This is a genomic window from Hydrogenophaga sp. 70-12, assembly GCF_001897365.1.
GTDB lineage: Bacteria > Pseudomonadota > Gammaproteobacteria > Burkholderiales > Burkholderiaceae_C > Hydrogenophaga > Hydrogenophaga borbori.
Map to the genome: position 1 here is coordinate 1 of NZ_MKSS01000077.1, position 24,246 is coordinate 24,246.

Genomic DNA, 24,246 nt, shown 5'->3' on the forward strand with positions numbered 1-24,246 from the left:
TCCTCGAGCGGTGCAGCCACATGCTGCGGGTTCTTCGAGTCGAGCTTGATCACCCGCAGGCGGGTGTTGATGCCCGCGCGGCCGGCCGACCCGGGCTTGCCCACGGCGTTCTGGTTGATTGAGAAGGTGTAGATCTCGCTGCTGCCGTAGTGATTCACGAAAAGCTCCGGCTGGAAGGCCTGCTGCAGGCGCAGCAGCAACGCGTCGTGCATGGGCGCGCCGGCGAACCCGAGCTTGCGAACCGACTGCGTGTCGGTTCGCTTGAACTCGGGGTGCGAGAGCAGGTCGTGATAAAGCGTGGGGACGAGGTAGAGATGGCTCACGCGCTCGGCTTCGATCGCGCGCAGCGCGGCCGCGGCGTCGAAGCGGGGCATGCAGACGAAACGGCCATCCACCAGTGCCATGGTGAGCAGCGAGCGCACGCCCATGGTGTGGTAGAGCGGCATGACGCCCAGCGTGCGTTCACCGTAGGCATAGCGGTTCTGCGCAACGTGCGCCAGGGCGGCCACTCGCTCCGCGCGCTGCCGGCGCGGCACTCCCTTGGGTGCGCCGGTCGTGCCCGATGTGTAGAGCATGAGCGAGAGGTCTTCGGCCCGCGCCAGCGGCGTCGGGTCGGCGGGCGCGGAGAAGGCCTGCGCGAAGCCTGGGTCGTCGCTTACGATGTCTCCCGCTGCGATGCGCGCCACGGTCCGCGCAAGGGGCGACTGCGAAACCGACTCCTGCGACGCCGCCTCGTACACCAGCAGCTTCGCTCCCGAGTCGTGCAGCGCGTAATCGATCTCGTCGGATTTGGCGCGCCAGTTCAGGGGTGTCATCACCAGGCCGGCAAACTGGCAGGCCCAGTGCAACGTCGCGGCCTCGTGGCGGTTCTGCAGCACGCCAAGCACGTGATCGCCTGGTCGCAGGCCCAAGGCCGCAAGCCCGCGCTGCACGCCACCGATCGCACGCGCCCACTCGGACCAAGTCATTCGCAACGCGCCATCCACCAGGGCAGTGGCGCTGGCCGCGCGGTCCACGCTTTGAAGAAAGGTGCGTCCGAGATCAAGCACGGGCCACCTCCATCACGGCGTTGACGATCGGCGTGTAGCCGGTGCAGCGGCACAGGTGCCCGCTGAGCATGTCGCGCACCGCGGCCTCGTCGGGCACCTGGCCGTTGGCGCGCTGGCGCTGCAGCCAGTCGGCGCTGGACATGAGGATGCCCGCGGTGCAGAAGCCGCACTGCAGCGCATGGTGCCGCTTGAAGGCGGCCTTGAGTGCGTCCAGCACCGCGTCGTTGCCGCCGGGGTTCTCCACGGTGTCGACCTGGCGTCCGTCCACCTGGACCGCCAGCGTCAGGCAGGCACGGGCGGCCACGCCGTCGATGCGCACCGTGCAGGCGCCGCAGACACCGTGCTCGCAGCCCACGTGGGTGCCGGTGGCACCGAGTTCATGGCGCAGGAAATCGCTGAGCAGCAGCCGCGGTCGGGCCTGACCGCTGCGCGCGCGGCCATTGAGGGTGAGGCGCACCGTGTGCAAGGCCTCGCGCTCGAGAACGGGGTGGTTCATGCGGGTCTCCGTGCTTGCTGGATGGCCTGTCGCGCCAGACGGCGCAGCAGGTGGCGGCGCGTGGCCGCGCTCGCGTGGGCGTCATCACGAACGTCGAGCGACCACGCGAGTTCGTTCAGCGCATCGTCGAGCGCGTCATCGGTCAACGGCGGCAATTCGACGGCGTGCGGCCGGTCACCCAGGCCGCCCACCGCCACCCGCATGCCTTGTGCATGGGCGATCGCCGCGACAGCACACAGCGCGAAATCGCCGTGGCGGCGGGCGTGCTCCGCAAACCCGAAGGACTGAGCTGCGGCGGGGGGCGGGAAACTCACCGCTTCGATGAGTTCGTCGGCCCGGCGCGCGGTGCTCAGCAGGCCGGTGAAGAAGTCGTTGGCAGCCACTTGGCGGCGGCCGCGTGCGCTGCGCAGGTGCACCGTGCCCTGCAAGGCCACCAGGCACAGCGGCAGCTCGGCCGACGGGTCGGCGTGCGCGATGGAGCCGCACACCGTTCCTCGGTTGCGGATCTGGACGTGCGAGATGTGCGGGATCGCCAGCGCCAGCAGCGGTGGCACATCGGGATGGGCCTGCAACTGCGCTTGCGTGACGGCCGCGCCGACGCGCAATGCGCCCGGTTCCACCGCGATGGACGCCAGCTCGGCGCTGCGCGAGATGTCGATCAAAAGCGCGGGCTGGGCCAGCCGCATGTTAAGCACGGCCATCAAGGACTGACCGCCGGCCAGGATGCGCGCGCCTTCGCCATGGCGCTGCAGCAACTCGGCGGCGACGGCCGCGCTGTCGGCGCGCACGTAGTCGAACGCGGCGGGCTTCATGCCTTCACTCCCAGGCGCTGCAGCCAGCGGCGCCACCAGGCCACGGGCGCGGCATCGCTGCCCGCCGCCTGGCGCCCCAGCGATTCGAAGAGCTGCGCCACGATCACGCGCGCGGCACCTTCGAGCATGCGGCTGCCCACCATGGCCACCTTGCCACCCACCTGGGCGCGGTAGTCATAGTGCAGGCGGGTGCCTGCGGCCGTGGCTTCCAGCCGCACCAGGCCGTCGCCCGCGCCTGTGCCCAGGCTGGAGCTGCCGCGGCCGGCCAGCCGCAGCCGTTGCGGCGCCTCGATGTCGGAGAGCGTGATGCGCGCTTCGTATCGCGCCTTGATCAGACCGATCCCCACCGTCACATCGGCGCGGTAGCGGTTCTCGCCATCGGCCTGCAGTGCGTGGCAACCCGGGATGACACGGGCCAGCGCCGCGGGGTCGAGCAGCACGGCAAAGACGCGCTCGGGCGGCGCGGCAATCTCCACCGTGCCTTGCGCGGCGAGCGACAGACCTTCGCCCGCCGAAGCCGCCACGGGGGCAAGTGCCTGCGGGTGGCGCGGCGCGGGTTCGGCCGTCTGCAGGTGGTGGAGCACGCGGTCGGGCGTGAGCGGCAGTCGGATGTCGGCGACGTCGCGCAGCGGACGCAGCGCGTCCGCGAAGGCATTGGCGATGCAGGGCGGCGTGCTCATGTTGTTGCCCTCGCCCAGGCCTTTCGCGCCCAGCGGCGTGAAGGGGCTCGGTGTCTCCAGGTGCACGATCACCGGGTCGGGTGCCTCGCAGGTGGTGGGCATCAGGTAGTCGGCCAGCGTGCCGCTCTGGAAGCTGCCGTCGGCGCCGTAGCGGAACTCCTCCAGCAGGGCGGCGCCCAGGCCCTGCGCAAAGGCGCCCCGGATCTGGCCGTCGGCCAACGCCGGGTTGAGCAGGCGCCCGGCGTCGTGCGCCGTGATGTAGCGGTCCACACGCACCGCACCGGTATCGGGGTCGATCTCCAGGCCGCAGACGTCGAACACGAAGCCGTAGGCGGCCGAGGTGTTGACGCGGTCCTGAGGGTCGGGTGCGCGCAGGGTCTCTGGCGTCCAGAAGGCGGTCTCCCGCAGACCCGGTGTCTCGCCCGCCGGCAGCAGCGCAGGTGCCCAGTGCGGGCTGGCGGCCAGCCGCGTGAACGGCTGGGCCTGGTCCGGCTGACGGCGGTTGAAGACCTTGCCGTCCTCGAAGCCGATGTCCGCGCTGTCGCAGCCCCAGGCCGCGGCGGCGATGCGCGCCAGTTTGTCGCGCAGGCGCTGCGTGGCCAGGTGCACCGTGCCCGCCACGGCACCCGCGAAGCGGCTGCTGTAGTTGCCCGCGGCCACGCTCCAGGCGTCTTTGGCGGTGTCGAACTCCACGTTGACCACCACCTGGGCGGGGTGCAGGCCCAGCACGTCCGCCACCACCTGGGCGCACACCGTCATGTGGCCCTGGCCTGCGGGGGCGGAGGCGATGGTCACGTTGACGCCACCCAGCAGGTCGATGGCCACGGTGGCGCTGGCGATGGCGCCGTTCTTGGGCCCGGCCTTGGCGCGCTGCTCGGCCGTGAGCACGGTGCTGATGTAGCCCATGTTCGACACCGACGGTTCGACGATGGCGGCCACGCCGATGCCGTAGAGCCGGCCCGCGGCCCGCGCTGCGCGCTGACGCTCGCCGAGTTGCCGGGCCTGTGCTTCGGCCATGGCCATGTGGGTCAGGCGCGCGTAATCGCCGGAGTCGAGCACCGCGCCGGCGGCCGCGGTGTAGGGAAAGGCGTCGGCCGGCACGTAGTTGCGCAGGCGCAGTTGCACCGGGTCGATGGCCAGCTCGACCGCGATGCGGTCCATCAACCGCTCCAGCGCGTAGTACACCTGTGGCCCACCGAAGCCACGCACCAGGCCGGTGGGGGTCTTGTTGGTCACGACCACGCGGTTGCGCACCGCCAGGTGCTCGATGGCGTAGGCGCCGGTGAGCGCGCCGTGCATGCGGTAGAAGGTGGCGGGTTCGGGCGCGCGCAGGTAGGCGCCCACCTCGTCGGCCTGGTCGTAGCGCAGCGCCAGCACGCGGCCCTCGGGCGTGACGGCGGCCTCGATGGTGGTCAGCCGCGCGGTGGCCGAGGTGGCGGCGCTCAGGTGCTCCAGGCGGTCCTCGACCCACTTCACGGGGGCACCCGCCTTGCGCGAGGCCAGGCACATCAGCACCACGTAGGGGAACACCGCCTGCTTGACGCCGAAGCTGCCCCCCGAATCGCGGGGCACGCGGTGGCGCAGCTTGTTGCCCGGCACCTTCAGGGCCATGGCCATCACCGCGTGCAGCGAAAACGGCCCCATGAAGTTCGAGAGCACGTCGTAGCCCTCGTCGCCAGGCAGGTGCTCGGCGATCACCACACCACATTCGATGGGCGAGCAGCTGTTGCGCGGGTAGTGCACGGAGGTGCGAACGGTGCGCACGCCGGGTTGGGCAAAGGCCGACCCGGGGTCGCCGTAACAGAACTCTCGGTCCGACACCACGTTGTTGCCCACTGCCTCGTGCAGCGGCAAATCGCCATCCTGCAACGCACGTTCGATGTCCATCACCACTGGCAGGGGCTCGTATTCGACCCGCAGCAGATCGAGCGCGTCCTCGGCGATGTAGCGGTCCTCGGCCACCACCACCGCGACCGGTTCGCCCACGTGGCGCACGCGGTCCACGGCGAGGGCCCAGTGCTGCATCGGCTGCTTGACACCCACCACGAAGGGCTGAGCCCAGGCCTGCACGTCGGCGCCGGTGAGCACGGCGCGCACGCCGTGCAGCGCGAGTGCAGCTTGCGTGTGGATGCCGAGCAGCCGGGCGTGCGGATGAGGAGAACGCAGGACCGCCGCGTGCAGCGTGCCCGGGCGTGTGCCCAGGTCATCGGCGTAGGCGCCGCGACCGTTCAGCAGGGCATCGTCTTCCACCCGCTCTATGCGTTGGCCGACCCAGGCCTGCCGGGCGGCACCCACCAGTGAAGGTTCTGCGTGCAAGCTTGTCTCCTGTGCCGATGTGGCGGCTGCAGTTCATGTGCAGCGCCAGTGTCAGGAGGCAGGAGGTGCGCGCGTTATCGCCAGCGTCGGGCGAATGACCGGCCGATCTGCCGGCTATCCAAAAAGTCTGGTGACTTTCGGCCGCGCTCAGATCACGTGCGAGCGTGGGCCGGCCGGCGGCTCGAACAGGTTGACCTTGCGGCGGTAGTCGCTGGGCGTGATGCCCAGGTGCGCGCGAAAGAAGCGCGAGAAGTGGCTGGGCGCGGAGAAGCCGAGTTCGTGCGAGACATCGCCCACCGGTTCCTGGCTGTGGGTGAGCCGCTGCACCGCCGCCTCGAAACGCAGCACGTTGGCGTAAACCAGCGGCGTCACGCGCGTGTCGCGCTGGAACAGCGTGAAGAAGTGGGCGCGCGACAGACCGGTGGCGGCGGCCAGTCCGTCGACGTCGAGCTCACGCGCCACGTCCTGGCGCATGAGGGCGATGGCCTGGCGGATGCGGGGGTCCATGGCCACCGGCGGTTTGCTGCGCAGCAGGCTGGCCAGATCACGCCAACCCGAATAGCTCTCGACCACGGCGATGATGAGGTTGAACAGCAGATCCTCGAGGCGCCCGGGGGAGACCTCGTCGTCCCACCAGAGTTCGAGCACGAACTCCTCCACCATCTTGCGGGTAGCTTCGGTAAGTCGCACGCAGGGTTCGGGAAAGAAGCGCGGGTGCCCGGATAGAGCCAGCGAGCGCTGCAGTTCGGCAAGCCAGCCGGGCTCGATGTAAAGCGCCAGGATCAACGTACGTGCCCCCGGAGGCGCTTCGTGTTCGTAGGCGTGATGTTCCCAGGCGTTCACGAGCACGGCCGTATCGTCCGTGAGCGGTGCCCGCTCTCCCCTCACGCTGAAGGCGCTGTCGGCACCTCCCGCCTTGATCAGGATGTGGCAATGATGATGGGCATGCCCTACCAGTGGTGCGTCCATGTCCAGCAGTGCAACCCTGCCGAAACGCCCCTGGAAGATTTTGATGGCTGAGGACAAGTTTGAACTCCTGGGCCGAACGATACCGGTATCTGTGGGCACTGAACAGGTGCCCGCAACAGTTCCAACCGGGAGGTTGCAGATTCGTTCTCAAACCGTCATGACTGCCCATTCAGCAGCTTTGACGGTGGTCGAATGGCCGTTACGAGCAGAACCGGTCGTTTGGCCAGGAGAAACCACAGGCAGCACCCAGTCTGAAGCAGGTATCCGTCCGCTGAAAGGGGCCTCCGTTGAGGTCTGCCATCCCCATGCGATTCATCTCCGAACGGGGTATTCTTTGTGAATGGCTCCTGAGCACATCGATCCGATCGAGCTGCGCAAGCGCATGCGCCTAGCACTCGACATCATCATGGCTCACCGCGTCGCGAAGGGCTTGTCGCTGGATCCCGCCAGAGTCACGGCGCTGCGCGATACCCTGGAGCAACGCGTCCTCCTGGCATTGGAGGAGACAGACGCTGCGCGAATGCCCCCAGGATGGTCTTGGCAGAAGGCTGCCGAGCAAGTCTCGGTGCTAGTCGCCATGTCAATCGTCAACGAGCAGAAGACCGAACCGCCTTCGGCCGCCGAGGACGCGCAATCAGCCTAGGCTACGGGCGAAATGCTTGCCAGCCGATCTCGCATCGCCTGGACAAGACTCTGGCCCGTCGTGATCGGCGTCAGGTACGGTGGAAGTTCCTCGTCGAGCCATGGCGTTGTGTTGCGGTACTCGGTTCGATCAAGCAACACAAAGCGCATGGCGTGGTCTTCATCGTCCATTTGCGCCAGCAGCACCAGGTCTGCAATGGGCCGTCGCGCCTTCAGTACGTGCCAGCGCCGCACACCACGGTTGATTCGGGGCCAGAGCACTTGCAAGCGCATGCGAACGGCCTCGTTGAACACGAGCACCCGACTGCGAGGGTGCTGGCGGCACTTCAGGCCGTTGGCCTGCATCAACTCAGCGAGGTCTCGGCCAATTCGGTCACCGACCCGCCTACCAACCAACTTCTGGCGCTCATGTTGCGCACGCACAACCCTAGGATCGCGCCCCGCCAGTTCCAGAGCCCGTGACACTGAGCCAAATGCGTTGGTGTACGCCCGGGTTGATCGGATGCCCATGGCCTCCAGGTCCAGGCAGTTCAGCCCCGGGTTCTCCGCCAGGCGTTCCCGGAGCACCTGGATCATTTGCTCCTTGTCCCGTCGAAGCCGGCGGCGCACCCACAGCCTCTCTTGGGTGCGCTTCCAAAGGTCGGCTGGAATCACTGGTTCAATGACGTTGTCGGCTCGCGTGGGAGGACGTCGCTTCTTTGCCGGGCCCGCGGCGTAACGCTCGCTGCCCCACACGAAGTTTCCCGCGAGGGCCTCGCACCTCAGCAGGTTGTCAACCCGCGTGGTGGTGAACGGTCGGCCGTCCTGCCCTACTTTCCCTTCCATGCGCAGTTGCTGGGCTACGCCCTTGATTGAGCCATTGTGGTCGGCGTAGAGGCTGAAGATCCGGCGGGTCAGTTCAACCTCATCGGGTGGGCCTGGCACCCAGGCAATGCGTTCGCTCTGCATGGCTTTGCACTGCCCCCTGGCCAGCGGGCGCCTGTTGCCGAGGCGGTCGATGGCAATCCGCGTCAGTCCGATGCAGGGAAGCTGCCCCATCTGGTAGCCGAGGTGGACAGCGCGGTCTTGGCCGGCCCGGCTCTTCACGCTGAGGTCACGGGAATACTCAGCCGCCATCGCCCGCTTGAGCGTCTTCAGAAGCGCTGTCATCGGCTCCTCGTCGGTGCCAAAGGCTTCCTCGACATAGATCACCTTTGCACCATGAAGCCGGCAGGTGTACTCGTAGTACGCAGCGGCATCGATGTCCTGGAAGCGACCCCACCGGCTCACGTCATAGACCAGCACAACGTCGAAAGGACGCGGGGTGTCCAAGACGTCGCGAAGAAGGCTCTTCATGCCCTCCCGGTTGGCAATGTTGAGCCCGCTCTTGGCCGAATCTTCATAGATTCGCACCAGCTCGAGTTCTTGGACTTCGGCATAGGCTTGGATTGCCGCAAGCTGGGTGCCGATTGACAGTTCTTGTCGATCGCTCGACATGCGAACATATGCAACAGCACGTGATGTCATCGGCGCCTCCTTCCGGTCAGGCGAACAGGATCAAGTGGATCACGTCTGCACGCTCGGCGCCAACACGCGAGTGGACACGTTTTCCTCAGGGCTGCAACAGCCGCACCGCCACGCACAGGTCGGTTCGCTCAGGTGGCGGCTCGAGTGGGCCACACTCGCCAGAAGAGTACTATCTGTGAACGCCGAACTTCGCCCAAGCGCTCAAACAAGAGATATCGCGCATCGCCCGCAAGGAAGTCCGCGAGGACATTGCCTCGCTGCGCAAGGCATCAACTGCATACCGGTCTGAAATCGCGTCGCTCAAGCGCGCGGTCAAAGACCTGAGCGTTCAGCTGCGCCCCGCGCGGAAGGCAATCGCGCACACCGCGCCTGTTGCGACCGATGACAAGACTGCTGGCCGTCCCGGGCGCAAACGTACCTTCAGCGCTGAGCGGCTGAAGGCGAAGCGCCAATCGCTTGGCATGAGCCAGGAACAAATGGCTCAGTTGCTTGGCATCTCTACCCTGAGCCTGTGGAAGTGGGAGTCCTGCCAAGTCACTCCACGTACCTCGATGCTCGAACGGCACTTTGTGGCGATGGATATGGGCAAGCGCGAGGCTTGGAGGGCATTGGAGACGGTGTAGCGGTATGGAGCGCAGGAGCAAGGCGCATCTGAATTTTCGCCGTGTTGAGCCGCGGCATCGACTGCTCCAGACTGAGAGACGTCACCCTACGTCGACAGCGCATCGACCGCTGTTGCGGACACCGGTCGATGGACAGAATCGCAGTCGAATGGCAGCATGTCCCCCGTGACCGGCCCATTCTGAATGGGGCGTGCCCCCGCCTACCTAGGGCTCAGATGCCCCCGGGTTCAACGGCAGCTCCAACGGCCGATCAACTGGCGCGACCGACCCGTAGCGGTCGGCGGGCATCGCGGACCTGCTCTCGCGGAGAGGTCTGTCGGCGCTTCAGGACCTGAGCCATCTCGGTACCGTCGAGCGCCAGCCACCCAACGGCCAAGCAGGCCGCGTCCTGCCTGGACCTAGCTGCGGGCCGCCACGCTGGCCGGCCTGGGCGGTGTCTTGTCGGAAAAGTAGGAAGGCCTGGCCATCAGCCCGCGCCTCGTGCGCGTCGGCACGGAAAGAAACCACTCGGTGCCTCAGGACGGAGGACGCGGGCAGCCGGCGGTGTCAGCCGCATCCGCTGTGGCAGCGACACATTCACCAGCTGGCTGAGTTCGCAGCAGCTCATAGAACCCTACATTACGACTGCCTTAATTGCGTCACACTATCTCAATGATCATCAACTGGCAGCAGTATCCGGTCGTCGCGTTCATCGACTCGAACGTTGCCCTTGAGTGTTCCGCACTGGGCGAGCTCCCTTGGAAAGAGATCAGTGCAACCGGCCCCATCCTAGTTCTGGTGGTGCCGACGGTGATGCAGGAGGTGGACTCCAAGAAGAACCACGCGCGGCTTGCTGATCACGCCCGACGCTTCAATCGGACGTTGCGGCCCTTGCTTGAAGGCCAGTCCACCGTCCTAGTTCGAGAGTCGCCAGCACCTCGGGTAGAGATCGCGCTGGCCGACTGCACACGCGTTGATTGGGAGCAGTACCCCGAGCTTGACCGAGACGAGCCGGATGCGCGCGTTGTAGCGCAGGCAATGTCTGCCCAAGGGCCTTCCCCGGATGCACGTGTTGTGGTGAGCCAAGACATTCGTCCTCTCCACCTTGCGAAACGCCATGGACTGAACATTCATCAGGTCAGCGAAACCTGGCTTCGCCCGAAAGAGGTTTCCCAGGCCGAGAAGAAGGCTGCCAATCTTCAGCGTCAGTTGGACGCGATGAAGGACCGTGAGCCCCAGCTTTCACTGCATCTGAGTACAAGCCAACCCTCCGTGGATGTGCACCGAGTTCGGGCTTTGTCGCCTGACGAGAGGAGGGCAATTCAGGAGACCATCATCCGGCTAAGTCCCTTGCCGGAGCAGGAGCGCTCGGGGTTCACTTCGATCGTGGGCGACTATGACCATACTTTGGACGAGCGCTACAAAAATTGGGAGCGTAACAAGGTGCCTCACTTCGTTCGTGATTACGAGCGGAAGATCGAGCTGAACTACGGGCAACTCAAGATTCGTTTCCGGATAGAGAACACGGGCCAGGTGCCTGCGGAGTCCTTGCTTATACGCATGACGGCAACGGGAGGGTGGTTCAACGAGAGGTATGTGTTGGCCAGTCCTTCAGGGCCTTCCGCTCCGAGGCCAAAGCGGGGGTCTCTGATGGACTTTCACATGCCGCGCACGCTGCAAGACTCAATCCGCTCTATGGCGCAGCCAGGGAAACACGAGTTCGTGGTGCTCGAGGCTCCGAAACGGTGCCTAGAGGTGCAGATCGCATGCGCGGACTTTCGCCATGGCCTGGAGTACGAGTACGCTGTCATTGGTCGGGCAGACCCGCACGCGGATGAATTTCGCATTGATGCCGTCGTCACGGCGGCGAACCTGTATGGCGAAGCCAAGACATCTATCGTGGTGCCGAAGAACCTCAAAGACAGCTCGGTCGCGGACTTGATCGACATGAGAACGATGCGCTTCAAACAACCGCCTGACGTGGACGGCCATCTTGAGAAGGCAATAATTGCAAGTGACTTCTCGGCCTTTGAATTCGATGGAGCCGAGGACGATTGACCGAAGGTGCTCACGAAGATGACATAACGTGCCAAGCCGTCATGGAATGGCTCCGATGCAGGTGAGCGTTCCCAGCGCGAGGCGCCCCCTGCACGAGTCAGAGAAACCAGGGAGATTGGATGAGGATTGCACGCCTTGTGAAGGCCCACAGCTATCGCATCTTTCGGGACTTCAGCTGGCCCGCGACAGGCCTTCATGACTTCAGCCGCTACAACGTCATCTACGGATGGAACGGCGCGGGCAAGACTTCCCTGTCCACCATCTTCCGGCACCTCCAGCGCAAGCAGCCGCTCTCCGATGGCCAGGTTCAGGTGCTCGTCGACCAAGCGGTCGTCAACGGTGCTGACTTCGGCTCCGCGCCACTACCCGCCTTGCGCGTCTTCAATCGGGATACCGTCGACCGCAGCATCTTCGAGTCGGGTGGCCAGCAGCTCCCGCCCGTGTTCTTCCTTGGGGAGGACAGCGTCGACAAGCAAAAGCAGATCGAACAGCTCGCGATTCACCTGAACAAGGCGCTAGCGCAGGCGGTAAAGCATCGTGAGGATGAGGCCACCGCCAGCACGGCTTACGAGTCGTTCTGCTCCGAAGAAGCCAAGGGCATCAAGAACCTGCTGACGGTCGCCGGCGGTGGCCCGTACAACAACTACAACGCCGCCAACTTCAAGGCGGACATTGCGAACCTCGTTCAGGCCACCCTCGCGCCAACCAAGCTGTCAGAGGCGGACCGCAAGAAGTATCTCGCCGCGAGGAACAGCTCGATCATGGACCCCGTCGATGAGCCATCGGTGGGTTTTCCCGATCTTGTCGATCTGACCAACAAGACGCGAGCGGCCCTCGAGCGCTCCGTCGTGTCCAAAGTAGTGGAACGGCTGACAACCAACCCAGCACTTGCCACCTGGGTGGGCTCCGGCCTGGCGCTGCATAACGGGGACAACGCGACCGACACCTGCGAATTCTGCGGAGGCCCCTTGAAGCCCGAGCGCGTCCAGCAGTTGGAAGACCACTTCAACGACGAGTTCAAGCGATTCCAGTCAGTGCTTGACCAGTTGATCGACGAGGTCCAGAAGGCCCAAGCGTTTCAGAAATCGCTGGAGATCCCGCCCAAGGAGGCCTTGTACGGCAACCTGCGCACCGCCTACGAGGAGGCGCTCAAGTCCCTCAACGGCCATGCGAGCATGATGTCATCGGCGCTGGATGTCCTGCTGCGGGCCCTGCACGCCAAGCGGGATGAGCCGTTCAAGAGCATGGAGCTTATGCAGTTCATCAGCAGCCACAAACCCGATGAGGTACCGGCGAGCAGGTGGGAAACGCTCTTCCGCGGGCTGTACGCCGGAATGGCGGTCGTCGGTACAGCGCTCGGGCAGACCGCGTTTGCGAGACTCAGCGAGCTGATAACCGAGCACAACCGGCAAACCTCGAACTTCGAGGCCATTGTCACCAACGCAAGGAAGGCGCTGGCCCGCGATGAGCTGCTCCGCGCCCTGCCCGATTGGAAGACGAAGTCCGCCGCGCTCTCCAACGCCACAGCCGATCTGAAGACGGCGACGGACACCGCCAACGACCTCAAAAGGCGGATCGCCGAGCTTGAGCAACAGGTGCGCCAACACCGGCGCCCCGCCGAGGAGCTGAACAAGGAACTGGCCTCGTATCTCGGGCGCGACGAACTGCGTTTCGATGTCGAGCAGAACGGCTACAAGATCATGCGCGGCGACCAGCCCGCCCTGTACCTGAGCGATGGTGAGCGCACGTCCATCGCATTCCTGTACTTCTTGAAGTCACTGAAGGCCACCGATTTCGATCTGGAGAGGGGCATCGTCGTCATTGATGACCCGGTTTCCAGTCTCGACGCGAACTCTCTTTTCAGCGCGTTCGGCTACATGAAGGCCAGAACGGCGGCGGCGGGCCAGCTGTTTGTGCTGACCCACAACTTCACGTTCTTCCGTCAGGTCCGGCTCTGGTTCGACAAACTGCCGCAGCAGAACAAGAAGGATGCCGCGCTCCACCCCGCGCGGTTCTACATGCTGTCCACGGAGATCAAGGGCGGCGTGCGCGGCGCGAGGCTCTCCGAGCTGGATCCGCTGCTCAAGGGCTACGAGTCGGAGTACCACTACCTGTTCAAGCGCCTCCAGGAAGAGTCCAAGAAGGCAGACGCACCGACGCTGGAGGCGTACTACGCGCTGCCAAACATGGCCCGGCGCCTGCTTGAAGCGTTTCTCGCTTTCCGGGTTCCTCACCTGACCGGTGACCTCTACAAGCAGCTCGATGCCATCGACCACGACAGCGCCGCCAAGACGCGCATCCTGCGGTTCTTGAACGCCTTCTCGCACCTGGACCAGATTGCGGACCCCGAACACAACCCGTCAATGCTGGCCGAAACGCCGTCGGTGCTGCGGGATCTGTTTGCCCTGATCGAGCAGAGCGATCCGACTCACTTCAAGAGCATGAACGACCTCGTCGCGAGCGTATGAGCGCGCCCAGGTCGGAGAAGGCCAAACGACAATCAGGATTCCGAACGACCCAAGTGAGCGGATGACCGACCAGCAGACCCGGAATAACCACTACGTCCCGCAGTGGTACCAACGCGGCTTCCTCGCTCCGGGCCAGTCTCGTCTGTTCCACCTCAACCTCGATCCGGACCGCAAGACGCTGCCTGACGGCCGCCAGGTCCCGCGCAAGGCGCTCCACGAATGGGGCCCTGTGAATTGCTTCGTGGAGTACGACCTGTACACCACGCACTTCGGCTCGATCGTTAACGACGACATCGAGAAGCACCTGTTCGGCGCCATCGACGACCAGGGGGCCAGGGCGGTGCTCGCCTTCGCGAAGGGCGATCACGCCGACGTCCACGACTCGTTCGAGGACTTCTTCGAGCACATGGCCGCGCAGAAGCTACGCACGCCCAAGGGGCTGGACTGGATCCGCTCTTGCTACGGCAAGCTGGACCAGATCGACCTGATGGTGGAAATGCAGGCCCTGCGGATCATGCACTGCACGATGTGGGCCGAGAGCGTGCGGGAGGTCGTCTCGGCGGTTGACTCGGACGTGAAGTTCATCGTGACGGACCATCCGGTGACGGTTTACAACCCGCAGATCGATCCCACCGCGCCGGACTGCGCGTATCCGTTGGACCCGATGGTGGCGTCGCTGGGCACGCAGACAGTGTTCGTGCTCGACTCCAACACCTGCCTGATCCTCACGCACCTCGAATACGCCAAGACGCCCGACCGGAAAGATCTGACGCGCCTTCGCACGAACGCCCGGCACCAAGGCATGGGCATGGTGCGCACGGACGCCTTCATCCGCGACCGTCGCCTGACCCGCGACGAAGTGATCGCGATCAACCACCTGCTCAAGGCGCGTGCCAAGCGCTGCATCGCGGCCGCCAACAAGGAGTGGCTCTACCCTGAGCGGCACTACCGCGGCACCTGGGCCCAGATTGCCCAAGTACTGCTGCCGAAGTCCAACCTCTGGCAGTTCGGCGGTGAGATCTACGTCGGCTACAAGGACGGCAGCTCGGGGTACTGGGACGAGCACGGCCGCACATCCAAAGCCCACGAGTTCCTGACCCGCGAGTCGCCGCGCAAGAACGTCGCCGCCAACGACTACTGCGGCTGCGGCAGCGCGTACGCCTTCAAGGACTGCTGCCAGCGCCTGCCCCTCACCGAGCGCCCGCCGTGGGAGGTCTACGGCCTGCGCGAGCGCAACCTGATGTTCTGCAATGTCGTCACCGGCATCCTCGGCATGCAGGATGGTGCGACTTGGGAAGACGTGCGCCGCACCCTGAGCGACGACCAGGTCCGGCGCATCAACGGTGCCTTCTCGTCCCTCTGGCCTGACGACACTGACCTCGCCGCGCTGCTGCCGCGTCCCCATCCCAAGAAGCTACGCTCGGTCTTCCTCGGTCTGGCCGATCCGCGCACGGTCGAGGCGGCGGTGGTGGGCTGGCTGCCGTACATCGACGAGATCGTGCTCGTGAACCCGTTCTTCGTGGCGCGGAATTTGAGGCCCGAGTTCAGCCCCATCGACTCGCCCGCCGGCCATAAGATGCAGACGCTCAAGAACGTCCTGCTGCTGCTCAAGCTGGAGCCGTACATCCGTGCCGGCCTCGTCCATTTCGTGCCGGATCCCGGCGAGGTCTGTACCCCTCTCGGCCAGCAAGTAAGGCAGGTGTTGACCCGCCGAACCGCCGGGTGGAAGCCGCCCAAGGGTGGCCTGCACCAACGGCTCAAGCTCGCGGAGGATGAGGTCCGCCGCATGATCCGGATGCTGCCGGAAGACTCCCTGCGCCGCCACATTGCCAAGCATGCCCCCGACGCTGGCGACGCGATGGTGGATCAGATGGTCGCTTACTTTCGGCGCCAAGCCGAGACCGACCCATACCTACTCCTGCAGCCGCTGCCCGTGGGAGAAGCCGGTGCGCAGCACCAGATCTACAAGGGCCTGAACATGGAGTCCGCGCTCTACTTGGCCACTTTGACCGGATCGGTGATCCACGTCGATACCGACGCTCACTGGGAACAGCTGCTGACGGACGCACAGCCCGCGGGCGCGGCGTCACAGCACGCCTGGGCGTCCGTTCAACAGGCTCTGGCCTCGATCAACTTCCCGGTGGACCTGAATCCGGTCCGCGTGGCTGAGCGATTGACCGAGGGCGAGCTGCCTCCCATTAATGCGCTGCTGCGGCGCCTGGCCGATTCGGTTGCGTCCCCGGGAAAAGGCGCCACACCCCAAGCCCTGGCCACGCAGCTGCGCCAAGCCCGCGGCAAGGCTGAGCGCAAGGATCCCGCTATCGACGACAACAACCTGCTCACGGCACGGTTGGAGCTACATGTGCCGCCGGCGGGCTTCTTCCGTCACGAGGTGCAGCGGCTGCTGGTGATGTTCGCGGGCGTGACCCGGCCCCGTTCGGTGCCGTATGCGCTGCGCCTCGTGTTCGATGAATCCGACGACGCAGACGCTTCGGAGCCGGCCAGTGGCCCTGACGGAATCCCCGCCCCGCGCGCGGCGTTGCGCCGATAAGGTCGAGACCGCAGCGGGAGACAACAAGGCAGGGAGTGCACAGTGCAACCGATCCACGACAACGCGCGCATGAGGCCTTTCTTTCGTACCGAGAAGGCGAGACCCGAGTCTCGGAGATCAACGAACAGCTCAAGCAGTACAGGCTTCGGAATCACCATTTCCTGACACTGTCAATCTGGGCGATCTGCAGCTCCCTCGATACCAGTCATAGATGCTGCCGCGCTGTGTTGTTAGCCGATGACAGCTTGTTGCCCAGTACCGTGAATCCGGTCCACAGCCGCGAACGACCCCAACCGCTGCAGTCCGGACTTTGGAGCGCTGCCTTAGCTTCACTTCATCGGTCTGGCGCGTCCCGTTGTCCAAGGCGATGGATTCATTGGGCTGACCGGTGCATTGTTGCGCGGTCGAACTAGCCGTGACGCGAGCGATTGACCACATCGTTGGCAGATGTGGCGACCCAGCCCTATTGGGATCGGCCGAATCCCGGGTTTGAGAGAAAACCCTTCGTGGCCCGCCCAAGATGGCCGCTCCCGGTACTTTTGAGAGCCAAGAGAAACCTCCCAGCCCTCCGCAACCCCGCGCCCCGCCTCGCATTCACCCAACAAAAAAGCCCCTGCACTGCAGGGGCTCCAGACTCGCTGGCGGAGAGAGAGGGATTCGAACCCTCGGTACAGGAGAACCTGTACGCCGGATTTCGAATCCGGTGCATTCGACCACTCTGCCATCTCTCCGTGTCGAAGCCCGCGATTCTAGCAGGCGGCGAAACCCCTCCAGGTTCCGCCGCAGCCGCCGTTTCGCCGTGCACAATCGCGCGACCCTTCCGCCGCCGCCATGCTCGTCGACACCCAGCCCGCCACCCACCAGCACGTTCCGGCCGCGCCAGAGGTGCGCGACGCCTGGGTCAATTCCCAGCTCGTGGGGGTGATGATGGACAACCTCGGGTCCACCCTGCTGCTGGGCGGGCTGTCGCTGCCGATCCTGGTCTACCTCATGGCCGGCGAGGTTTCCACCCCGGCCCTGGTGCTCTGGACGGCGGCCATGCTGATCAGCCTGGTGCTCCGTTTTCGACTCATTGGCATCTACCGCCTGCGCTACGACAGCGTGGACGGCCCGCAGCGCCAGGCGTTCATCGAGCGCTACGGCTGGTCCTGGCCCGCCATCGGCCTGCTCTGGGGCGGGCCCGTGGCGCTCAGCTACCTGCAAGCCAGTTTCATTACCCAGTTCATCTGCGCGCTGTTGGTGGTGGGGCAGGGCCTGGTGACGCTGGCCGCCTACAGCGCCTACCGGCCCATCTACCGCTCCTATACCAACGCGCTGTCGCTGTCCGCCCTGATCGGCCTGGTGCTGGCCACCGTCCTCCATTTCGATCGCACCGACCCGCTGCAGACCACGGCCCTGTTCGCGGTGCTGGTGGTCTTCTGGGCCCTGCTGCAGATGGCCGGCGTGCGCCTGCACCAGGTCTACCGGTCCAGCTTCGAGCTGCAGTTCTCCAACCAGGAACTGATCGACTCGCTCACGCTGCAGACGCGCGCTTCGCTGCGCGCCGTGTCCACCAAGAACCGCTTCCTGGCCTCGGCCGCGCACGACCTGCGCCAGCCGGTGCACGCGCTCAGCCTGTACGCCGACTGGCTGGCCAGCGAGCCCGAGATGGCGCGCGACATCGCGCCGCGCATCCTGCAGTCCACGCGCGCCATCAACGAGCTGTTCGACTCGCTGTTCGACCTCACGCGCATCGACGCCGGCAACTACAAGGTGCGCCTGCAGCACGTGGAGGTGCACAAGCTGTTCGCCGACATCGCGCTGCAGTTCGAGCCGGTGGCCGCGGGCAAGCAGCTGCGGCTGCGCACGCGGGCCCAGCAGATCACGCTGTGGTCCGACCCGGTGGTGCTGCGCCGCATCCTGGGCAATCTGGTGTCCAACGCGCTGCGCCACACCACGCGCGGCGGCGTGTTGCTGGCGCTGCGCCGCCGCCAGGACATGGTGGTGTTCGAGGTCTGGGACACGGGCGTGGGCATCGCGCGCGAGCACCAGCAGGCCATCTTCCAGGAGTTCTTTCGCGTCTCCCAGCACCAGGGCACCGAGGACAGCCTGGGCCTGGGCCTGACCATCGTCTCCAAGCTGGCCACGCTCATGGGGTACCAACTGGCGCTGCAGTCCGAGGCCAGCCGGGGCAGCGTGTTTCGTGTGATGCTGCCGGCCTATACCCAGCAGGACGACACCGCCGACCCGCAGCCCACGGTGGTGGCACGGGGCTGACAAAACAAAACCGCCGTGTGGACGGCGGTTTTGGCGGGAAGGGGCTCGGTCTTCAGAGGTCCAGCAGGCCAGCGGTGCGGGCCAGGTGGCTGGCCTGGGAGCGGCTCTTCACGTTCAGGCGGCGGAACAGCCGCCACAGGTGCACCTTGACGGTGTGCTCGCTGATCTGCAGCTGCTCGGCGATGTCGCGGTTGGACAGGCCGCGGTCCAGCATCACGAGCAACTGCTTCTGGCGCTTGGACAGCTTGTCGGGGATGGTGGGGGCGTTCTCGTCCTCGACCTCATCGGCCAGGAATTCGCGCAGCACCTTGGCGATCTGGGCCGCGCCAGCGGACTTTTCCACATAGGCGTCGGCGCCAGCCTCGCGGGCCAGGTCTTCGTAATCGGATGAAGGGGATGCCGACAGCACGATCAGCGAGGTGTCGGGCAGCATCTGACGGATCTCGCGCACACCGGAGACGCCGTTGGTGTCGGGCAGTTTCAGGTCAAGACAGACGAGCTCGGGCTCGCCGTGTTCGGCGATGGCCTTGCTCACCGAGGCCAGGCGCTCGAGCTCGACCACCTGGGTCGAGGCGCGCAGGCGGCGCAGCAACATGACCACGGCCTCGCGCATCAGCGGGTGATCGTCAATGACAAAAATACTCATGTCAGGATGCGCAATTCATGATTTGGTTTAACGGCACAGCATATCGGCATATAACCGATTTGGCGATAGCCGGGCGCCCTTCCCCAGGGGCACGCTGAAGGCGGAGGAGGGTTGCGCTATCCGCCTGGGGGCCGATTGTGAACCAATTCAGGTGGCCGATTCGCGCAACTGCAGCAGCGCGGACGTGACGCGCTCCACATCATTGGGCGCAATCAATTGGGGTGCCAAGGCATCGAGCGCGGTCTTTCCCTCGGCTTGCAGCCGGGCCATGGCCTGGGCGGCCTCGCGCGGGGCGGCGAAACCCTGGCTTTGCAGCAGCAACTCGCCTTTGGCGTCGGCGAGCTTGAAATAGAAGAGGCCGTCCTTCTCGCGGTACTGCTTGAAGACCGGCAGGGCCGCCTTGGCGGCCTTGGCCGAGGCACCGGCCCTATCGGCCTGGGCGTCCAGTGGGCGCAGACCCACCGCGTGGCGCAGGCGCTGGGTGAAGGGGGTGGCGGTGGCGCGCGCCTTGGCCGCGCCCATCTTCAGGGTTTTCTCGATGCGCGCGGGGTCCTGGATCAGGTCGTCGTAGACCTCGCGCAGGGGCGCGATCTCGCGGTCCAGCCGCTCGAACAGCAGCTGCTTGGCCTCGCCCCAGGCGATGCCCTCGGCATAGGCCTTGGCCAGGGCAGCAGTTTCCTCCGCGCTGGCGAAGGCCTGGTAGAGCTGGTACAGGGCCGAGCCCTCGGTGGACTTGGGTTCGCCGGGCGCACGCGAGTCGGTGACGATGCCCATGATGAGCTTCCTCAGCTGCTCGCGCGGCACGAACAGCGGGATGGTGTTGTCGTAGCTCTTGCTCATCTTGCGGCCGTCCAGGCCGGGCAGGGTGGCCACCTGTTCCTCGATGACCACTTCGGGCAGCGTGAAGTGCTCGCCATAGAGGTGGTTGAAGCTGGAGGCGATGTCACGCGCCATCTCCAGGTGCTGGACCTGGTCGCGCCCCACGGGCACCTGGTGGGCGTTGAACATCAGGATGTCGGCCGCCATCAGCACCGGGTACATGAACAGGCCGGCGGTCACGCCGTCGTCGGGCTCGGCGCCGGCCGCGGCGTTCTTGTCCAGCGCGGCCTTGTAGGCGTGGGCCCGGTTGAGCAGGCCCTTGCCGGTCACGCAGGTGAGCATCCAGGTGAGTTCGGGAATCTCGGGGATATCGGACTGGCGGTAGAAGGTGACCTTCTCGGGGTCGAGCCCGCAGGCCAGCCAGGTGGCGGCGATCTCCAGCGTGGAGCGCTGCACGCGGGCCGGGTCGCCACTGGTCTTGATGAGCGCGTGGTAGTCGGCCAGGAAGTAGAAGCTCTCGACGCCGGGCAGGCGGCTGGCGCGCACGGTGGGCCGGATGGCACCGACGTAGTTGCCCAGGTGGGGCGTGCCGGACGTGGTGATGCCGGTGAGGACGCGAACGGGATTCATATCAGAGCAGGAGCAGACGGATCGGGGTGAGCAGCCATTCGATGGCGCTGCCGGTGATGTTCATGAGCGGGCGCAGCCAGAGGTTGCCCACGATGCCCGTGACCACCAGCGCCAGCACGATGAAGAAGCCGTAGGGCTCGATGCGCGAGAAGGCGGCGGCCTGCTTCCAGGGCAGCAGGCCGGTGAGGATGCGCCCGCCGTCCAGCGGCGGCAGCGGGAAGAGGTTGAAGGCGAACATCACCAGGTTGACGACGAAGCCGGCGCGGCACATGGCGAGCCAGAAGCGCTCGCTGACACCGATGGACTGCAGCACGTAGAGCAGCAGCAGCCACAGCGCGGCCTGCAGCAGGTTGGAGGCCGGGCCCGCGAGGGCCACCCAGATCATGTCGCGCTTGGGGTTGCGCAGCCGCCCGAAGTTGACCGGCACCGGCTTGGCGTAGCCGAACAGGAAGGTGCCGGCCGTGGCGAAATACAGCAGCAGCGGCATGAGGATGGTGCCCAAGGGGTCGATGTGCTTCATCGGATTGAGCGTGACGCGACCGAGCTGCCAGGCCGTGGGGTCGCCGTAGTGGCGCGCCACGTAGCCGTGCGCCGCCTCGTGCAGGGTGATGGCGAACAGCACCGGGATGGCGTAGAGCGTGACCGTCTGGACGATGAGGGCGATATCCATGCGCGGATTGTCCCAGACGCGGGCGCCGGGGCCTCAGAGCCCCAGCGGGGCCAGCGAGCCCTGGCCCTGGCGCACCACCTCGGGCTCGCCGCCGGTGCCCATGGGCACCAGGTCGAGCACGGTGGTGGGCTCCAGCGCGCAGGCGCCGGCGTCGATCACCGCGTCCACCTCGTGCTGCAGGCGGTCGCGGATGGTCTCGGGGTCGTTCAGCGGGTGTGGCTCGCCGGGCAGGATGAGCGTGGTGGCCAGCAGGGCCGCGCCGTGCTGCTCCAGCAGCTCGCGCAGCGCGCGGTGCTCGGGCACGCGCAGGCCGATGGTCTTGCGCGAGGGGTGGCTGACGCGGCGCGGCACCTCCTTGCTGGCCTCCAGGATGAAGGTGTAGGGCCCAGGCGTGGCGAGCTTGAGCAGGCGGTACTGGCGGTTGTCCACCTTGGCGTAGCTGGCGAGCTCGCTCAGGTCGCGGCACAGCAGGGTGAGGTGGTGCTTGTCGTCCACCTGGCGGATGCGGCGCAGCCGGTCGGCCGCGGCCTTGTCGTCCAGGTGGCAGGCCAGGGCGTAGCTGGAGTCGGTGGGCACGGCGATCACGCCGCCGCGCTGCAGCACGGCGGCGGCCTGCTTGAGCAGGCGCGGCTGCGGGTTGTCGGGGTGGACGCTGAAGAGCTGGGACATGGTTCAGACCACCCGCCGGGCCGCCCCAAGGGCGGTCTGCGCCCCCTCGGGGGGCAGCGAATACACGAAGTGATGGGCGTGGGGGCTCATGTGGTCAGTCCTCCGGCGGGCGGATCGGCAGGTGGCCGCGCGCGGTGCGCCAGCCGCTGAGCGCACCGCACAGCACGATGAGCGCCGTGCCGGCGAGTTCGACCGCCCCCGGCACGTGGCCGAACACGAGCCAGCCGAAGGCCATGGCGAAGGCGATCTGCGAGTACAGGTAGGGCGAGAGCGTGGAGGCCGGGGCGCGCTGGTAGGCCATGATGAGCAGCAGGTGGCCGACGGTGCCCGCGATGCCCACCAGCACGAGCAGGCCCAGGGTGCGCCCGTCGGGGATGGCCTGCCACACCAGGGGCAGCAGGGCGCTGGTGACCAGGGCGCCGACCCAGCCGGTGTAGAAGTGCATGGTCATGGGGTCCTCGGTGCGCGCCATCTTGGCGGTGAGGATCTGGAACCAGGCGCTGAGCAGCACCATGGCCAGCGGCAGCGCGCTGGCCCAGCCGATGTCGCCGCCACCGGGGCGCACCACCAGCAGCACGCCCGCGAAGCCGCCGGCCACCAGCAGCCACTGCCCGGCCGACACGCGCTCGCGCAGCACGGTGGCGCCCATCAGCGTCACGGCCAGCGGCGTGAACATGAGGATGGCGGTGAACTCGCCCACCGGCATCCGCTGCAGCGCCACGAAGCCCATGAGGCTGAGCGAGAGCAGCAGCGCGCCGCGCAACAGCTGAAAGCGCGGGTGGGCGGTGCGCAGCGCGCCGCGGCCCCGGCGCGGCAGCAGCCAGGCCGTCATGGCCACCGCGTGGAACAGGTAGCGGAACCAGATGACCAGCAGCACCGAGACCACCGCGCCCACCAGCTTGACGGTGGTGTCGAGCACCGCGAAACAGGCCGTGGCCGCGATCAGCAAGGCGATGCCCGCGAGGGCGCGGGCGGCGGGGGCGGACGCGGTGAGGGCCGTCATGGTGCGGGCGCGCTCAGGCCTCCGGCGGCTCCACCGGCAGGCGCTGCTCGCGCGCGGTGAGCCAGCTCGCGCTCGCCCCGCAGAGCACGATCAGGCCGATGCCGGCGAGTTCGAGCGCGCCGGGCACATGGCCGTACACCAGCCAGCCGCAGAACATCGCGAAGCCGATCTGGGTGTAGAGGAAGGGCGAGATGGTGGAGGCCGGCGCGCGCTGGAAGGCCAGGATGAGCAGGAAGTGCCCGACCGTGCCCATGAGCCCGATGAGGCAGAGCAGGGCGAGCGTGCGCGCGTCCGGCACGGCCTGCCACACCAGGGGCAGTGCCAGGCTGGCGATCAGGGCGCCGACCCAGCCGGTGTAGAAGTGCATGGTCATCGGGTCCTCGGTGCGCGCCATCTTGGCGGTGAGGATCTGGAACCAGGCATAGAGGAAGACCATTCCCAGCGGGATCAGCGCGGCCCAGCCCAGCACACCGCCGCCCGGGCGCACCACCATCAGCGCCCCGGCGAAGCCGCCCGCCACCAGCAGCCAGCGCAGCGGGGCCACGCGCTCGCCCAGGAACAGGGCGGCCAGCAGCGTCACCGCCAGCGGCGTGACCATCACGATGGCGGTGAACTCGCCCACCGGCATGTACTGCACGGCGACGAAGGACACCAGGCTCACCGACAGCAGCAGCGCGCCGCGCAGCGCCTGGTAGCGGGGGTGCTCGGTGCGCAGCAGCGCGCGCCCGCGCAGCGGCAGCATGACGGCCGTGACCGCCACCGCGTGGAAGGTGTAGCGGAACCACAGCGCCAGCAGCACCGAGACCACCGCGCCCACCACCTTGACGGTGGTGTCGAGCACCGCGAAGCAGGCCGTCGCGGCCACCAGGAAGCCGATGCCGGCCAGGGCCTGACCGGGCCGGGGCGCGGCGGCGCCCATCAACGCACCCGCTCTTCCAGCAGGGTCCACACGGGGGTCACGCTGCCGGGCAGGTCTGGCAGCTGCCCGAGGTCGGTGTGGCTCTCGTCGGGGCTGTGGAAGTCGCTGCCGCGCGAGGCGGCCAGACCGAACTCGGCGCAGAAGCCGGCGTACTTGGCGTACTCGGCCTGGCTGTGGGCGCCGGTGACCACCTCCACCGCCCGGCCCCCGTGCTGCTTGAACTCGGTGAACAGGGCGTATTCCTCGGTGGGGGTGAACTTGTAGCGGCCCGGGTGGGCGACGACGGCGATGCCGCCGGCGCCGGTGATCCAGCCCACGGCATCGCCTAGCGCGGCCCAGCGGTGCGGCACGAAGCCGGGCTTGCCTTCGCTGAGGTAGCGGCGGAAGACCTCGGGGATGTCCTTGCAGACGCCGGTGTCCACCAGGTGGCGCGCGAAGTGCGAGCGCGAGATCAGGTCCGGGTTGCCGACGTAGCGCAGCGCGCC

19 protein-coding genes and 1 tRNA gene are annotated in these 24,246 nt (G+C 66.5%); 6 read left to right on the plus strand and 14 right to left on the minus strand.

Annotation, left to right across the window (positions count from 1 at the left end; translation table 11 throughout):
* The 5 genes from BGO22_RS04925 to BGO22_RS04945 form a co-directional block, all read right to left on the minus strand.
* On the minus strand, positions 1-1,049 hold a 1,049-nt coding region (locus BGO22_RS04925; RefSeq protein WP_286849448.1), incomplete at its 3' end, for an AMP-binding protein.
* On the minus strand, positions 1,042-1,545 hold the full coding sequence (locus tag BGO22_RS04930; protein ID WP_251709648.1) for a (2Fe-2S)-binding protein: 504 nt from the start codon (positions 1,543-1,545) through the stop codon (positions 1,042-1,044). The genes BGO22_RS04930 and BGO22_RS04925, both read right to left, overlap by 8 nt.
* Positions 1,542-2,357, minus strand: a complete 816-nt coding sequence (locus BGO22_RS04935; protein WP_286849451.1) for an FAD binding domain-containing protein — start codon at positions 2,355-2,357, stop codon at positions 1,542-1,544. The genes BGO22_RS04930 and BGO22_RS04935 overlap by 4 nt, the downstream gene beginning before the upstream one ends.
* Positions 2,354-5,353, minus strand: a complete 3,000-nt coding sequence (locus BGO22_RS04940) for a xanthine dehydrogenase family protein molybdopterin-binding subunit (protein ID WP_286849453.1) — start codon at positions 5,351-5,353, stop codon at positions 2,354-2,356. The genes BGO22_RS04935 and BGO22_RS04940 overlap by 4 nt, the downstream gene beginning before the upstream one ends.
* A 147-nt stretch (positions 5,354-5,500) precedes the next feature.
* Positions 5,501-6,379: an AraC family transcriptional regulator gene (locus tag BGO22_RS04945; protein WP_251709651.1), complete on the minus strand. Its 879-nt coding sequence runs from the start codon at positions 6,377-6,379 to the stop codon at positions 5,501-5,503.
* A 283-nt stretch (positions 6,380-6,662) separates the two neighbouring features.
* Between BGO22_RS04945 and BGO22_RS04950 the strand changes: the two genes are divergently transcribed.
* Entirely contained in the window at positions 6,663-6,965 is a 303-nt protein-coding gene (locus BGO22_RS04950) for a hypothetical protein (RefSeq protein WP_286849456.1), read from the plus strand.
* Here BGO22_RS04950 and BGO22_RS04955 read toward each other — a convergent pair.
* Complete coding sequence (locus tag BGO22_RS04955) at positions 6,962-8,470, minus strand: recombinase family protein (RefSeq protein WP_286849457.1); 1,509 nt, start codon at positions 8,468-8,470, stop codon at positions 6,962-6,964. The genes BGO22_RS04950 and BGO22_RS04955 overlap by 4 nt on opposite strands.
* Positions 8,471-8,904: 434 nt before the next feature.
* On the opposite strand from BGO22_RS04955, the gene BGO22_RS04960 reads away from it, so the two are divergent.
* The 4 genes from BGO22_RS04960 to BGO22_RS04975 all read left to right on the plus strand — a co-directional run bounded on the left by BGO22_RS04960 (position 8,905) and on the right by BGO22_RS04975 (position 16,149).
* Entirely contained in the window at positions 8,905-9,093 is a 189-nt protein-coding gene (locus BGO22_RS04960) for a helix-turn-helix domain-containing protein (protein WP_286849469.1), read from the plus strand.
* A 651-nt stretch (positions 9,094-9,744) separates the two neighbouring features.
* On the plus strand, positions 9,745-11,130 hold the full coding sequence (locus tag BGO22_RS04965; RefSeq protein WP_286849459.1) for a PIN domain-containing protein: 1,386 nt from the start codon (positions 9,745-9,747) through the stop codon (positions 11,128-11,130).
* A gap of 119 nt (positions 11,131-11,249) precedes the next feature.
* Complete coding sequence (locus tag BGO22_RS04970; protein ID WP_286849460.1) at positions 11,250-13,598, plus strand: AAA family ATPase; 2,349 nt, start codon at positions 11,250-11,252, stop codon at positions 13,596-13,598.
* A 61-nt stretch (positions 13,599-13,659) separates the two neighbouring features.
* Positions 13,660-16,149 (plus strand): DUF4238 domain-containing protein, encoded by a 2,490-nt coding sequence (locus tag BGO22_RS04975; protein ID WP_286849462.1) that lies wholly within the window; start codon positions 13,660-13,662, stop codon positions 16,147-16,149.
* A 639-nt stretch (positions 16,150-16,788) separates the two neighbouring features.
* Here BGO22_RS04975 and BGO22_RS04980 read toward each other — a convergent pair.
* Positions 16,789-16,880, minus strand: a tRNA-Ser gene (locus tag BGO22_RS04980).
* A gap of 100 nt (positions 16,881-16,980) precedes the next feature.
* Between BGO22_RS04980 and BGO22_RS04985 the strand changes: the two genes are divergently transcribed.
* Entirely contained in the window at positions 16,981-18,405 is a 1,425-nt protein-coding gene (locus BGO22_RS04985; protein ID WP_070399022.1) for a sensor histidine kinase, read from the plus strand.
* A gap of 52 nt (positions 18,406-18,457) precedes the next feature.
* Here BGO22_RS04985 and BGO22_RS04990 read toward each other — a convergent pair whose 3' ends face one another.
* The 7 genes from BGO22_RS04990 to BGO22_RS05020 form a co-directional block, all read right to left on the minus strand.
* The gene (locus BGO22_RS04990) at positions 18,458-19,051 is read right to left on the minus strand and encodes a LuxR C-terminal-related transcriptional regulator (RefSeq protein WP_009517829.1); all 594 of its coding nucleotides are present in this window, start codon (positions 19,049-19,051) and stop codon (positions 18,458-18,460) included.
* A gap of 147 nt (positions 19,052-19,198) precedes the next feature.
* Positions 19,199-20,500 carry a tryptophan--tRNA ligase gene (locus BGO22_RS04995; RefSeq protein WP_070399021.1) on the minus strand — a complete coding sequence of 434 codons (1,302 nt, stop codon included), beginning with the start codon at positions 20,498-20,500 and terminating at the stop codon, positions 19,199-19,201.
* A gap of 1 nt (position 20,501) precedes the next feature.
* Positions 20,502-21,170, minus strand: a complete 669-nt coding sequence (locus tag BGO22_RS05000; RefSeq protein WP_070399020.1) for a site-2 protease family protein — start codon at positions 21,168-21,170, stop codon at positions 20,502-20,504.
* A 33-nt stretch (positions 21,171-21,203) separates the two neighbouring features.
* A complete protein-coding gene (locus tag BGO22_RS05005) occupies positions 21,204-21,839 on the minus strand; it encodes an L-threonylcarbamoyladenylate synthase (protein ID WP_070399019.1) in 636 nt (211 codons plus the stop codon).
* A 94-nt stretch (positions 21,840-21,933) separates the two neighbouring features.
* A complete protein-coding gene (locus BGO22_RS05010) occupies positions 21,934-22,842 on the minus strand; it encodes a DMT family transporter (RefSeq protein WP_070399018.1) in 909 nt (302 codons plus the stop codon).
* A 13-nt stretch (positions 22,843-22,855) separates the two neighbouring features.
* Positions 22,856-23,761: a DMT family transporter gene (locus BGO22_RS05015; protein ID WP_070399017.1), complete on the minus strand. Its 906-nt coding sequence runs from the start codon at positions 23,759-23,761 to the stop codon at positions 22,856-22,858.
* Positions 23,761-24,246 (minus strand): PHP domain-containing protein (locus BGO22_RS05020; protein ID WP_502686426.1); only part of this gene is annotated, 486 nt, incomplete at its 5' end. The genes BGO22_RS05020 and BGO22_RS05015, both read right to left, overlap by 1 nt.